Raw genomic sequence first — 14,362 nt, 5'->3', positions numbered from 1 at the left:
ATTATCAGCGAATTCACGGGGATATGTACAAGGCTTGAGCACCAACTCTCCACTGCGGCGGGACTCTCTGGGCCTTGACCGCGGGCTCCGACTCCTAGGAGAATGCTAACGGCAGGAGCCGGCGGCGCGGGGGGCCGACCGGACTTCGAGCGATAGCCATGCTGCAATCTTTGCTGGAGCATTCACGACCGGTCGACAAGCGTCCTCGTTTGTCGGAAGCCGTCTCAGGGCGGACGGCGGCCAGTCTGCACTCCCTGACGACCCTCTCCTCGAACATCGAATCGATCGAGGCCGGCATGCGTTTTGCCGGCGGGACCGAACCGTTCGTCGCCGTATACGGCCCGTCCGGTTGGGGCAAGTCCCACCTTTTGATCGCCGTGAGCGAGACCATGGGCGTCCCCGTCCAGTCCGCCTTCGCTTGGCTGAAACAGGCCAAGCGCGGCCCCGACCAAGGCCCGATCATCTTGGACGACATCCAAGACGTCTTGTCCCATCCGCGTTCTAGGCACCACTTTAAGCAGCTCGTCGAGTTCCGGCTCCGCACGGGCAAGCCCACGTTGCTCGCTTGTAGCATGGTGGGCGGGTCCAGCCAGTTGAGCGCGATGCTGCCGTGTCCGGGAGCCTGGGTCATGTCCCAACTCCGTGAACCCGGCGTCGGAGACCGGGCACAGGTCGTCATCCAGATCGCCCAGAGGGTCGGCCTGCAACTGTCTTGGACGACGGTCAAGCTCATCGCGAGGCACCTCCACGGTAACGGTCGGTCGATCGCAGGCGCTCTTCAACGCCTCAGGCTCGACCGCTCTGACTGGAGCCGGCCTGAGGACGTCATCCCTGCTTGTGGCGTCCTGAGTCCATACTTGATGGGGCACGAAGGATGGGACCCTCGTGACCATGTTTTTGAAGCGGTCGTTCGGACGATAGGCCCGGTGACGACCGTCTTCAATGCAAGCGAAGTCGCTTGCTTCTTGATGTTGGACGATATGGGTTTGAGCGAAGGAGAGGTCGCGGCGTTCATGGGAGTGTCGCCGAGCACGGTCTACGGCCAGGCCCTGATGGTCAGACGGCGGCTCTCCGAGCCTGAGGCGGCACGCCTCGTCGACGCCTGTAGAAGTGCGGTACTTCTGGGCTTTGAGGAGGACTAAGGCCGTACTTGGCGAGGTAGTTGCAGAAGATCGTTCGTCAGAGGCCCAAGGGGCAAGGAGCTCGTGGCGGCCCCTGACGACGATCATCATGAGGACTATCGGCGATCTCGCGCTGATCAAGGAATCCGTCTCCTCGCTGGCGACGGTCTCCTTGGCCGTCCGCTTGATGAACGAGCACGGCGTCCGGGTCATGCCCGTGATCGACGACGGCGCTTTCCGAGGAGTCGTCACGAGGGAGAGGGCCCTCCTGTCCGCACCGGACGCTCCCGTGCGGGACATCATCGCCACCCTCGTCCTCGACATGCCCGAATCGAGCCCGGTGCGGTACGCAGCGCGGCTTTTCGTGGAAAACGGCCTTGACTTCGTCCCGGTCATGAGGGGCGACGATTTCGTCGGTCTCCTGACCGCGACACAACTGCTCGTCGAACTCGGACGTTCGTGGGACCCCATGACGGGCCTTTCCTGGAGCGACCGCTTACGCGATTGGGGCTCGGACGCGCTCGATGCCGGGAAAGAGATCACGCTCGTGTTCTTCGACCTTGACGGGTTCGGCGCCTACAACAAGCGGCACGGGCACATCGTGGGCGACCGCATCATCAAGGCGATGGCCCAGTCGCTCACACGCATCGCCGACTCGGACCGTGACATCCTCGTCCGGTACGGTGGTGACGAGTTCGTCCTGGGGTCCGTACGGCCCCGGATCGAGGTCGAGGCCAGCGTGACCCACGATCTGACGGGTTCCTTGCGGGTCGAAGGGGTGGCCGAAGACGTGACCTACAGCGTCGGCGTCTCCGGTGGAAAGCGGACGCGGGAAAGAGAGCGGATCCATTACGCGTCGACCGTCGACAACCTGATCAACCTGGCCAGCCGGGACTGCATGGCGAACAAGCCCCTCCGTTCCTCGCCTTCAGGACGTCCCGAGACGGGGCAACCCGTCGAACGGACGTGCATCGTCGAGGTCGAACGGGACAACGGCACGTGCACCGCGATGGCTTCGGTCTCTCTGAGCGGGACGAGCGCGATGGCGGCCGTCACGGGAGATAGCGACGACCTGTTGGGGCTAGCGGCCCGTGCCGTGTCCCGGGCGCTGAACAAGATCCGGCCTGAGATCCAGGCCGAGTTGGAAGACGCCGTGGTCTACCGTCGGTGGGACGGGCGGCCGGTCGCCATCGTCGACGCCGTGGTCTCGATGAGGCAAGGCTCCGTCAAGGTCCGGTCCAGCGCGTCGTCTCCGGACGGCGTCTACTCGGCCCTGGGCGACGCGTTGACCGACTGCCTCCTCAAAGGTGCTCAGGACCTTGTCCGCTCGGGTCTGATGTAAGTCCATCGTTCTCGGTCGTTTCGCCGTAGAATGAATCTATGACTCCAGCATCGGCGGCCCTTGAACTTCTCGGACGCCTGGAAACATCAGTTCCCAAGGAGGAGGCGAAGGCCCATGCCTACTTAGCCGAGCTTCGTCGCACCTTAGAGACCGACGCCCACGCTCATGCGGAAGCAGAAGAAGCCCTAAAAGCTTTTGAAGAGGCCTACGAAAAGTTGACGGCGCCCGCCAACAAGATCGGCGTGTTCCTGAAGACCGTCGACGACGCCTTCGCGCTCGTCGTCTTGGGAGACACCGAGTACGTCGCCAACGTCGATCCTAAGATCGACCGCAGAGAACTCCAGACCGGGGTGCGGGTGCGCCTGAACGACGCCTATGCCGTGACGGGAGTCCTGCCCGCTGGCGAGACGGGCCATGTCACGAAGGTCGCCGAGGCCTTGGACGACGGTCGCATCCGGGTCGGAACCGATCCTCAAAACCAGCAAGGGCGGCTGCTGTTCCGCAGCGAAGGCCTGAAGGAAGCGAAGATCAAGCCAGGCGACGAGGTCCGGACCGACAGTTCGGGTCGCGTCGCCGTCGAGCATTTCGCCCACCAAGAGACCCGCGAGTACTTCATGGAGGAGGTGCCTCCGATCGCGTGGGACCAAGTCGGCGGGCAGGACGAAGCCATCGCGCTGATCCGCGAAACGATCGAACATCCGTTGCTCTATCCCGACCTGTACAGGAAGTTCGACAAGAAGCCGATCAAAGGCATCCTTCTCTACGGGCCTCCGGGTTGCGGCAAGACGTTGCTCGGGAAGGCCGTCGCCCACAACTTGGCCAAGGAGTACTCCGAACGGTCGGGACAAGAGGTCAAGGAGTGTTTCCTCCATATCAGCGGCCCTAAAGTCCTCAACATGTGGCTGGGCGAGACAGAACGGATGGTCCGCGAGATCTTTGCGTCAGCCCGTGAGCAGGCGAAAGACGGCCGGCTCGTCGTGCTCTTCATCGACGAGGCGGAATCGATCCTGCGCACGCGGTCCAGCGGCCGGTGGCTGAACATCAGCAACACCGTCGTGCCACAGTTCTGCGCCGAGATGGACGGCATGGTCGGGGCCGACAACGTCGTCTTGATCCTGACGTCGAACCGCCCGGACTACATCGACCCGGCGATCCTGAGGCCTGAGAGGATCGACCGTAAGGTGAAGGTCAATCGGCCCGACAAAGAGGCGTCGCGCGACATCCTGGGCATCTACCTGCACGACAGGCTCCCCCTCGAACCTGCACTCGTCAAAGAGCACGTCGAACCGGAATGCGCCCGTCTGGCCCTGATCGAGTCGACCCTTGCTTTCCTATGGCGTTCGGACAGAGACACCGAGTTCATGCGCGTTCAAATGAGGAACGGGACGACGAAGACGCTCCATTGGCGTGACATGGTCAGCGGAGCCCTGTTAAAGTCCATCGTCGACCGGGCTAAAGACGCCGCGATCCGAAGGGCGGTTTCCGCCGAGGGTGCGGACGACCAGACCGGTCTCCGAGAAGAGGACCTGCACGAAGCCGTGGCCGCTGAATACCGGGAGAACGAGATTTTCCCGAAGTCGGACGCGGTCGAAGATTGGCTCAAACTGCTCGACTTCGAACCGGAGACCGTCGTCAACGTGAAGACCGTCCGCACGGAATCCGGTGACACGTTCGTCCGCAAGACCGTCGTCTGACGACGAAGAAGGCCCGACCGGAGATCCGGTCGGGCCTTCCCTTTCTCTGGGATCTCAAGTCTCAGTGGACAGTGTGCTTGTTGGCGTACGCCGCGCTCTTCTGCACCCAGTCACAGAATCCGTCGTAATCGTCAAGGACCGCTTTGGGCATCCGCACGTACTCGCGCATCGGCTCGGACTGGGGGTCGGCCCGGAGCGGTTCCGCTCCCTTGATCTGGAGCGCTTCCTCGTAGTCTTCAGGGCTGAGCTTGAGTCCGATGTCTTCGTCGACGAGGTAGGCGAACATCTTTTCCCCGGAGTAGATCGCCATTCCGTTGAACATCCGCCGTGCCCGGACATCCAGTCCTTCGGCGGCCTTCATCATCTGCTCGTAGCGAATCGGCCGGTAAACCATGTTTCTGCCCCCGTAATTGTACGTTTCGGATCGAAAAGAACGGCCTTTCCTTGAGATCGACCGTCGGTTCCTTCTCCACGTGCAAGAGACGAGACACTCTGATGATACCTTGTCGTCAACTTCAGGAGCCCGGCCTTGGCCCTTACCGCGGGCCGTGATCCCGTCGAGCCGGCCGCAGGCCAGGCGGCGGGTACCCTCGAGCCCATGCCGAAGCGGCTCGTGGTCATCGACGGGTACAGCCTTTTGTTCCGGGCTTTTTATGGCACCCGCTTCCTGAGTACGAGCGACGGCCGACCGACGAACGCCCTCTTCGGCTTCGTGAACACCCTTCTCCAACTGTTCGGAGAACTGAAACCCGACGCGGTCGTCGTCGCTCTGGACGCGCCGGGCAAGACCTTTCGCCATGCCGAGTTTCCAGAGTACAAGGGCACCCGCCGCGAGACGCCGCCAGAACTGATCAGCCAGTTGGAGACCAGCCGCGAGATGATCTCCGCCCTCAACATCCCGGTCATGGAGATCGTGGGATACGAGGCCGACGACATCGTCGGAACCGTCAGCCGACTTGCCGAGGAGAACGGTTACGACACGACGATCGTCACGGGCGACCGCGACAACCTTCAACTCGTCGACCATTGCGTCACCGTCATGATGCCGGGCATCAGAGGGGCCGAAGCCACGTTCTACACTCCGGAAGCGGTGAAGGAAAAGTACGGGTTCGAGCCCGTACGCCTCATCGATTATAAGGCCCTCGCCGGCGACAGTAGCGACAACATCCCTGGGGTCGCCGGAATCGGCGACAAGACCGCGACGCTCCTCGTCCAACGCTTCGGACCGGTCGAAGAGCTCCGCGACCGACTGTCGGAAGTCGAAGAGAAGTACAGGAAGAAGATCGAACCGTCGGTCGACCAGATGATGCTGTGCAAGATGCTGGCGACGATCGACCGGAACGTCCCCGTCGAATGGGATTTCGCTCCCTTCCACATTGATGTCGAGCACGTCCACCAGGTCCGTGCGATGGTCGAATCGCTCGAGTTCAAGTCGCAGGCGAAGAGGCTCGAAGCGGCCCTCCAGCCGTACATGACGGACGGAGCCAAGGATCTGGTCGTGATGGGGCCCGATACCATCGAGGCGACCCTCCTCGGCGAAGCCGGCTTCACCGTCCTCAATGCCTGGGTGGGGTCGCAACCGTTCGCCCTGACGTTCGCAGACGGGAATGACCAGCCCTCGATGTTCGAAGAGGCCGCAGGCCGCGAGGCTTACGTGGCTGTCGGCGGGGAGGTCAGGAAGGCGAAGTTCGAGGACGCCGTCCGGCTCCTCCTTCGGGCGCCGGGCCAGGCACGGGGCCACGACCTCAAGCCGCTCTACAAAACGGCTGCAGGACGGCCCGAAGCCGCTCCCGGTTTCGATTCGATGCTTGCGGGATACGTCCTTCAGTCCGGGCGGACGCACTACGATCTGGACGACCTGTGCGGCGGATATCTGGACACCCGCCCAAGGACGCCTGAACAACGGGCGGTCGGCCTTCTTCACTTGGAAAGGGCGATGCGGCAGAAGATCGCTGCAGAGGGGCAGACCGAAGTCCTTGATGGTATCGAGCTACCCTTGATCCCGATCCTGGCCGACATGGAGCTGGCAGGGATCACCGTCAACCGGACGTATCTCGAGGACTTCAGTAAATCCCTCGACGTCTCGATCGACCAGTCCCGACGAACGGTGTACGAGCTGGCGGGAACGGAGTTCAACATCGGATCGCCGAAGCAACTCGGCGAAGTCCTCTTCGAAAAAATGGGGATCCAAGGCGGGAAGAAGACGAAGACGGGTTGGGCGACAGGGGCCGAGATTTTGGTCGAGATCGACCATCCGATCGCCCAGGAGGTCGTCAACTACCGTGAGCTCACGAAACTGAAAAGCACCTATGCCGACGCGCTTCCCAGGATGATCGGAGCTGACGGCCGGGTGCACACGACGTTCAACCAAACGGTCGCTGCGACCGGACGCCTCTCGAGCATCGACCCGAACCTCCAGAACATCCCTGTCCGGACCGAACTAGGGCGCCAGATCCGGCGCGCCTTCGAATCCGCTCCAGGAACGCGGCTCGCTTCGTTCGACTACAGCCAGATCGAACTGCGCGTCCTCGCCCACATGTCTCTTGACCCGAACCTCGTCGAAGCCTTCCAAAAGCGCGTCGACGTCCACACGGTCACAGCCGCCTTGATGTTCAAGGTGGACGAAAAGGACGTGACCAAGGACCATCGCCGATTAGCGAAACTGCTCAACTACGCCGTCCTTTACGGTGTGACCGACTTCGGACTCGCCAATCAGCTCGGCGAGGGGTTCTCTCGGACCGAAGCTGCGGAGTTGATCAAGCAGTACTACGACCGGTTCCCCGCCGTCCGCGCGTTCACGCAAGGAGTCATCGAGGACGCGCGTGCCAAAGGGTTCACTTCGACACTGTGCGGACGCAGAAGGCTTTTCCCGGACATCCATTCGGCCAACAGGGGCGTCCGTCTGTACGCCGAACGGCAAGCGATGAACGCCCCGCTCCAAGGGACCGCCGCCGACATGATCAAGCTCGCGATGATCCAGGTCCATCGAGACCTCGCCGGATCGCCCCACCGCATGCTGCTCCAAGTCCACGACGAACTCGTCTTCGAAGTCGCGGAGCCGATCGGTGCGGGCGACCCGTTGCTCGGTCGGCTCAAGAGCCATATGGAAGAGGCGCTTCCGTTGCAGGTCCCGGTCGAAGTCGACGGCAAGCTTGGACCGAACTGGCTGGAAATGACAGGACTCTGACAGGCCCGGTACGATCGTCCTCATGCCCGTCGACTTCCTCCGCCTGCAAGTCCACTTGGAAGCCCAAGTCCCTCCGCGGCCCGCTGAACTCGTCTCGATGGAGTCTTACGCCAAGGACCGGGGATTTCCGATCCTTGGCCCGGCCTCGTGCCAGTGTTGCTACGTCCTTGCGAAGGCGATCGGGGCAAGGTCGGTGTTCGAACTGGGGTCTGGTTTCGGCTATTCGACGGCCTGGTTCGCACGGGCCGTGGACGAAAACGGGGGAGGCACCGTACGTCACACGGTATGGGACGAAGACCTGTCGGCAAGGGCGCAACGGCACTTGACCTCCCTCGGCTACCTGCCAAAAGGGAGCGGGGCCCGGACGGAGATCGAGTACAGCGTGGCCGAGGCTGTCGGAGTGCTCCGAGCGGACGAAGGGACGTACGACATCGTGTTCAACGATATCGACAAGACCGCCTATCCGGAGACGATCGAAGTCGTCTATCCCCGGCTGAGGCCGGGAGGGTTCTTCATCACCGACAACGTGGTCTGGGGAGGCCGGGTGTACGACGCAGGGTCTCAGGAAGAGTCGACGGTCGCCATCCGGGACTTCTGCGACCGGATGACCAAGGATCCTCGCTGGGCCTGCACGACGGTGCCGATCCGTGACGGACTTTTCGTCGCTTTGAAACTCTAGACCGAACGATCGGTCCGTTGTTCGAAGAACTCTTCGTCGGCCGCCGACACTTCTTTGAGCTCTCGGAGCGCGTCCCGAAGGCCTTCCGCGCCTCCGGACGGTCGACCCGTCGCCAAGGCGTGGCGCTTCGCAGCTTTCGCGACTTCGTCCGACATTTCTTCCAAGTCCTGAAGGATCGCTTCCGATTCCGGGTTCGGGCCGCTGGACGTCACGACGATCAGCAACCGGGCCATCGCGGAGTCCAGCCCTCGGAGCGACTTCTCACGGAGTTCGCTCCACAGGCTTCCTCCTGCGGCGCGCCAAGCCGGTGCGTTCAGGCTCGCCTTACATTGGAGGACGAGGCTTGCGGCGCGGTCGAGGGTCCGAAGGCCCTCGTCACCGAGCAGGCCTCGGAGATCGCCGTGCCATCTGGCGACCAAGAGGCGCTTCATTTGGTTTCTGGCCTCCCGTCCCCACGTCTCGCTCTGTTCACGGTCCTTTTTGACGACCCAGACCGTCACGCCTGCCGACGCGACGAAGAACAGGGTCAGAGGAAGATAGAAGAGCGGACGGTCAGGCCCGATGCCTGCGACGCTGCCGAGCACCCCCATCGCACCGCCCGTGAGCCCTCCGAGGCCGCCGATCAGGCCGCCCCAGAGTCCCCAACGCGGGTTCGTGGCCCGCTGTTGCTCGCTGTCGATCCAAGCGACCAACGATTCGGCGCCCTCCTGCTTTCTTCCCCAATAGAGACCTGAGTGCATCCTGGACCGATAAGGATACGACGTCGTAGCGCTGCTGTCCGCGCTCAAAGCTTCAACGTGACCGGAACGATCGCCTTGATGATCAAGGAGCGTCGGAACTCCGGCGCATTAGGGTCGCCGAGGATCACGAAGAACTCGCTCCCTCGCCGACCGCTCAAACGGTAGCTGAGGTACCAGTTCCAGTCGTCGCCTTGACGCACCAACCGCCCTCCGAAAGCCTCGTATCGCCCAATATCGTAGTTCGCGCTCAGGACCCATTGCCGGTCGAACCCCCTGTAATCGACCCACTGCATCCGCGACCCGACCTGCATGCGGGCCGTCGGCTTATAGTTGACGCGGAGCGCGTACGATCGGTAAGGGTCGCCGTCGAACCGACCGACCGTGACGCCGACGGCCGCGTTCCGATAGGGGTTGTTGGATGGGCTGACCGCCTCGAAAGTGACGACATGGTCGTGTGAGCCTTCGAACTCGGAAACAGAACCCGATAGGCCCATGGCCAACTTTTGCCCGATCTTACCGACGAACTCGCCCCCGACCTCGTTGCGGTACCGGCGGCCGTCCATTCGCGTGACGTAGTTTCCATTGAGTTCGAACGAGTACTCGCTGAGGAAACCTAGGGGACGTTGGACCTCTTGTCCGTAGTTTCCATAGACGCCGCGCAAGTCCTGTTCCGGCGAGAACCCGAGCCGGGGATGGAAGTCGGGGCTGACCTCGAAGTACTCGAATGACGCGGACACCCCGCCGTTTTGACGAAAGACGCCGGTGTTGAACCGTGTTCCGGATTTGAAAACGGCGTCGTCCGTTCCTTGGAGCGACGCATAAAAGTCGTAGTCCCCAGACCTCTGGTCGTAAAAGAGGTTCACAGAATCGTTCCGGGCGCCTGGCTGTTCGTTGCGTACGTAGCCGAAGTTAAAGGTCTTCGTGGCGTCGAACCGGTGACCGATACTGGTGGCAAAGGCCAATTGGTTACCGAAGTCGAGGGTCGAAAGGACGGCGAGCTGCGTCGCGGGCGACAGCTTCCCATAGAGGTTCACGCCGGTGTCGAAGTCCCGGATCCGCTGGCTGGCGAAGATCCGCTGGTCGAACCCGAACGAACGGAAGCCGCTCCCTTCTTGGAAGAAGGGCCGAGCGTCGTCCGCGAGGCGTTCGAAGTAGCTGTGATCGAGCGAAAGGACGTTGTTCTCGATGTTGCGGAAGTCCGGGTTCACCGTCCCGACGAGGGTCAGGTCGTCGTTCAGCTCGGTCTTGAGGTCGACACCCGCGTTCCCGACGACCGTTCGGTCGTGGTCGATTCCCCCGTAAAAATACGGTAGCACTTGAACGGCCCGGTCGTTCTTCACGGTCGGGACGTCGATCCCCGTCCACAATGGAAAGTTCTTGAAGTCGGATTTGGTGTACGTCCATTCGTACGTGTTGCTTTTGTTCGTACGGAACCACAGGACGTTGAAGACGAGGTCGTGACGGCCCGCCGGCGGAATCCGGATCAGGCTCCAAGGGATCCTGGCTTCGACCTGCCATCCTGTCTCCGTCCTCTTTCCGACGGCTTCGAACTCGCCGAGCCACTCGGTCTTGGCGGCCCGTCCTCCGGAAAGATCGAGGCTGGTCGCTCCCTGCGCGTTCATCGAGAACCGGTCCGAGTCCTGGCCGCTCCGTTGGCCGTCGACCATTAAGATGAAGGCGTCGTTGCCCTCGAGACTGACGTTCTGCCGATATTCGTCTGCCACGACCTTTTTCGGGTCGGTGGTCGCCCGGGCCGCGAAATAGACGAACTTCTCGTCGTAGGCGAGCCAGAACTCGCCCTTTTCATCACTGACGAGGCCCGTGTCCTTGTCCGTAAACCCCTCGCCAAGGGCCGTCCGGTCCCATTCGGCGGCATCGAGGACGCCGTCGAGGACAGGAGGCCGGACCACTTTGACCCCGGGCAAGGTGGGTACCAGGCCCCCTGGAACCGGGCTAGGGTCCGGGACGTTGGAAGGAGTCAAGAGAGCCGCGAAGACAAGACTCGCCGGGGTGAAGGACGGCACCATCGGAATACGCCATTCTGAACGGAACAGTTTCGTCCCTACCGAGGCGCGGCCGTCAGTCCCATAATCCACTGGACAGTGCTGAACCTGATCCCGGCATTGATACTGCTATTGGTCAACGGGCCCGTCGCCCCGCTGTCCGATAACGGGTTGCTCGGGACGTCGGTATCCGTCCAAAGGCAGGCCGGCCCTGACGCTCAGACCGCCCTGCTCAGGTTGGCTTTCAGCCGACTGGCCTCCCGCGACGAGTCGGAGCGGCCCCCTATCGCTCCGGATTCGGGTCAGGACGACCGTGACGCTTCCAAACCGTCCCGTTCCGTGTCCCAGACCGCAAAGGGCTTCTTGAGCCCCGGCCGCACTCGCGACGGCCCCCTTTGACCTGCCTCTGATCCGTGACGGCACCGACCGTCGCGCTTTGTCCTCCGGGTTTGTCAGCGCTCCCTGATACGCGCCACGCCCGTACGACCGTTCCGAGGAACCCCATGCTCCAGCTTTTAAGAAAACTCTTTGACACGTCCGAGAAGGACGTGCAGAACATCATGCCCACCGTCGAGCAGATCTCGGCGTTGGAGCCCGAAATCCAATCATTGTCCGATGAAGCCCTCCGGGCCAAAACCGACGAGTTCAAGCAACGGCTGTCCCAGGGCCAGTCCCTGGACCAGGTCCTGCCTGAAGCCTACGCCGTCGTCCGGGAAGTCAGTCGCCGGACGCTCGGAATGCGCCAGTTCGACGTCCAACTGATCGGCGGCGTCGTCCTGCACAACGGCCGCATCAGCGAAATGAAGACGGGTGAAGGAAAGACCCTCGTCGCGGTCGCCCCCATGTACTTGAACGCCCTGAGCGGCAAGGGCGCCCACCTCGTCACCGTCAACGACTATCTGGCCCGTCGCGACGCCGTCTGGATGGGGCCGATCTACCACTTCCTTGGCCTTTCGCTCGGCATCATTCAAGGTCAAGGCGAGGACACCGAGGAACTCGGCGGCAGCTACGTGTTCGACCCCGACTATCAGCACGAAGACCCCCGGTACCTCCACTGCCGGCCGTGCACCCGCCGAGAAGCCTATCTCTGTGACATCACCTATGGGACGAACCACGAGTTCGGGTTCGACTATCTCCGGGACAACATGGCCTTCGCCCTTGAAGACCTTTCGATGCGCGAGCTGAACTATGCGATCGTGGACGAAGTCGACTCGATCTTGATCGACGAGGCCCGCACCCCGCACATCATCAGCGGACCGAGCATGGAAGACACGAGCGTGTACCGGATCGTCGACGCGATCGTGAAGAAGATGGAGCCGGAGGCGCACTACACGTCGGACAAGAAGAACCATAGCGCGAGCCTGACCGAGGACGGCATGGACTTCGTGGAAGAACAGATGGGTATCGACAATATGGCGAGCGACCCACGTTTGATGCACCACGTGAACGCCGCCGTCAAGGCGTACGCCATCTTCGAAAAGAACGTGGACTACGTCGTCCGAGGACAAGAAGTCGTCATCATCGACGAGAACACGGGCCGACCCATGTTCGGTCGGCGCTACTCCGATGGCCTCCATCAGGCGATCGAAGCGAAAGAAGGCGTGCCCGTCCAGCGGGAGAGCCAGACGATCGCCGTCATCACGTTCCAGAACCTCTTCCGCATGTACAACAAGCTCGGCGGAATGACGGGCACGGCGAAGACGGAAGAGGACGAGTTCCGAAAGATCTACGGCCTCGACGTCGTCAGCATCCCCACCAACCGGCCGATGGTCCGGACGGACCAAGAAGACGTGGTCTACAAGACGATGGACGCGAAGTTCCGCGGCATCGCCCGGGAGATCCTCCGCCTCTTCACGAAGCAGCAGCCCGTGCTCGTCGGCACACGGTCGATCGAAATGTCCGAACAGGTGTCCGCCCGGTTGACACCGGACATGCTCCAGAAGCTGATCCTGACCGACATGCTCTTCGAGAAGATCCAGTCCAAGCAGGCGAACAAGTCGGCGAAGAAAGAGGCGGACCCGCTCTACGAGACCACGCTCGACGAACTGTCGATGCAAATGATCCAGAGCGTCATGCAGGTCGCCGAGATGCCGCAGAACGCTCTGAACGACGAAGTCCTCGAGTGGTTCCTCAAGACCCACAACCTTCCGTCGGACAATCGCGAGTACCTGGAAGAGGCCCTGAAACACGGCATCCCCCACAACGTCCTCAACGCGAAATACCACGAAAAGGAGGCCGCCATCATCAGCGAGGCCGGTCGGAAAGGCGCGATCACGATCGCGACGAACATGGCCGGACGCGGCGTCGACATCCTTCTTGGCGGGCGCGTCGCCGACGAGACCGTCAAGCTCGCCCGGCAACAGGAGGTCGAGGACGGCGGCGTCGCTTCGGAATACGCCGACACGTTCCTGAGCTTCCGCCGAGGCGGCAAGGAAAGGGCCGCCCCTCCGTTGCCTTTGGACGACACCGAACGCCGCGAGCTCGCCGAAGACGTCCGGGCCCTAGGCGGCCTTTACATCCTCGGCACGGAACGCCATGAAAGCCGCCGCATCGACAACCAGCTCAGAGGGCGCGCGGGCCGTCAAGGCGATCCGGGTGAGAGCCGGTTCTTCGTAAGCCTCGAAGACCATCTGTGGAAGATCTTCAATGCGAAGATGATGGAGAACCCCGTTCTCAAGGCCTGGCCGCCCATGGAGGAGGTTCGGGCCAAATTCATCACGGGCATGATCCTGAAGACACAGGAGCGGATCGAGAACCACTTCTTCGAGGCCCGAAAGCACGTCCTCGAATACGACGACGTCCTCAATGCCCAACGCGAGACCGTCTATGGCATGCGGCGCGAAATCCTGCTCGGTCGGGACTGTGACGGCGACATCCGCGGCGCGATCCAAAGCGTCGTCACGGCCATTTGTCAGACCGGGCACACGATCGACCTGGAAACGGGCAACCCGATCTACGACCACGCCAAGGTGTACGAAAGCCTGAACGAGATGTTCCCGCTGATCGACCACATGTCGTTGGCCCATTTCGAAGCGGTCGAACCAGGGCCCGAACTGACCGACGAGATGGTCGGCCTCGCCATGGACGTCTTCGAACAGAAAACGTCCGGCATGGGCAGCGACATCATGTCCGAGATCGAACGCCACGTCATGCTCCGGGCGGTCAATGACAAGTGGATGGACCACTTGCAGATGATCGACTACATCCGCGAAGGCATCGGGCTTCGCGGCTACGGCCAGACGGATCCGCTCGTCGCCTACAAGCGCGAGACGTTCGACCTCTTCAAGCACACTCAGGCCGCGATCCGCGAACAGGCCGTGCGCATGATCTACATGGCGCAGGTCCAGGTGGAACCGCAACAGGTCGAGCCCGTCCCGCAGATGATGAGGCTCGAAGACCTGCCCGAGGGCTTTGCTACGGAACCGGAGGCGGCCCCGAGTCCGTCGAGCGTGGCCCTGATGGAGCCGATGGACACAGGAGAGATCGACTGGAGCCGGGTCGGTCGGAACGACGTCTGCCCTTGCGGCAGCGGCAAGAAGTTCAAGTCCTGCCACTATCCGGAGCTTCGGGCCAAGGGCGTCATCTGAGGAGGCGGT

The 14,362-nt window shown here is 62.2% G+C and carries 10 protein-coding genes; 7 read left to right on the top strand and 3 right to left on the bottom strand.

Annotation, left to right across the window (positions count from 1 at the left end):
* Positions 1–158: 158 nt before the first annotated feature.
* From JST30_15220 to JST30_15210, 3 genes are all read left to right on the top strand, one after another.
* Complete coding sequence (locus tag JST30_15220) at positions 159–1,142, top strand: hypothetical protein (GenBank protein MBS1715678.1); 984 nt, start codon at positions 159–161, stop codon at positions 1,140–1,142.
* Positions 1,143–1,230: 88 nt separating this feature from the next.
* Entirely contained in the window at positions 1,231–2,463 is a 1,233-nt protein-coding gene (locus JST30_15215; protein MBS1715677.1) for a diguanylate cyclase, read from the top strand.
* 38 nt (positions 2,464–2,501) lie between these two features.
* Positions 2,502–4,157: an AAA family ATPase gene (locus tag JST30_15210; protein MBS1715676.1), complete on the top strand. Its 1,656-nt coding sequence runs from the start codon at positions 2,502–2,504 to the stop codon at positions 4,155–4,157.
* Between the two features lie 61 nt (positions 4,158–4,218).
* Here the strand turns inward: JST30_15210 and JST30_15205 are convergent, their stop codons facing one another.
* Positions 4,219–4,551 (bottom strand): TfoX/Sxy family protein, encoded by a 333-nt coding sequence (locus JST30_15205; protein ID MBS1715675.1) that lies wholly within the window; start codon positions 4,549–4,551, stop codon positions 4,219–4,221.
* 204 nt (positions 4,552–4,755) lie between these two features.
* Between JST30_15205 and polA the strand changes: the two genes are divergently transcribed.
* Both polA and JST30_15195 read left to right on the top strand, forming a co-directional pair.
* On the top strand, positions 4,756–7,344 hold the full coding sequence (gene polA / locus JST30_15200) for a DNA polymerase I (GenBank protein ID MBS1715674.1): 2,589 nt from the start codon (positions 4,756–4,758) through the stop codon (positions 7,342–7,344).
* Positions 7,345–7,366: 22 nt separating this feature from the next.
* Positions 7,367–8,023 (top strand): O-methyltransferase, encoded by a 657-nt coding sequence (locus JST30_15195; protein ID MBS1715673.1) that lies wholly within the window; start codon positions 7,367–7,369, stop codon positions 8,021–8,023.
* Here JST30_15195 and JST30_15190 read toward each other — a convergent pair.
* On the bottom strand, positions 8,020–8,763 hold the full coding sequence (locus JST30_15190) for a hypothetical protein (protein ID MBS1715672.1): 744 nt from the start codon (positions 8,761–8,763) through the stop codon (positions 8,020–8,022). The genes JST30_15195 and JST30_15190 overlap by 4 nt on opposite strands.
* A gap of 44 nt (positions 8,764–8,807) precedes the next feature.
* The gene (locus JST30_15185; protein ID MBS1715671.1) at positions 8,808–10,673 is read right to left on the bottom strand and encodes a hypothetical protein; all 1,866 of its coding nucleotides are present in this window, start codon (positions 10,671–10,673) and stop codon (positions 8,808–8,810) included.
* A gap of 192 nt (positions 10,674–10,865) precedes the next feature.
* Between JST30_15185 and JST30_15180 the strand changes: the two genes are divergently transcribed.
* Both JST30_15180 and JST30_15175 read left to right on the top strand, forming a co-directional pair.
* Positions 10,866–11,165, top strand: coding sequence for a hypothetical protein (locus JST30_15180; GenBank protein MBS1715670.1), 300 nt, complete (start codon positions 10,866–10,868; stop codon positions 11,163–11,165).
* A 104-nt stretch (positions 11,166–11,269) separates the two neighbouring features.
* Positions 11,270–14,353 (top strand): SEC-C domain-containing protein, encoded by a 3,084-nt coding sequence (locus tag JST30_15175; protein MBS1715669.1) that lies wholly within the window; start codon positions 11,270–11,272, stop codon positions 14,351–14,353.
* The last annotated feature ends 9 nt before the right edge of the window (positions 14,354–14,362 follow it).

This window comes from Armatimonadota bacterium (assembly GCA_018268395.1).
Lineage (GTDB): Bacteria > Armatimonadota > Fimbriimonadia > Fimbriimonadales > Fimbriimonadaceae > JAEURO01.
Note: the sequence above shows the minus strand (reverse complement) of the source record. Positions and strands in the feature narration are given on the sequence as shown.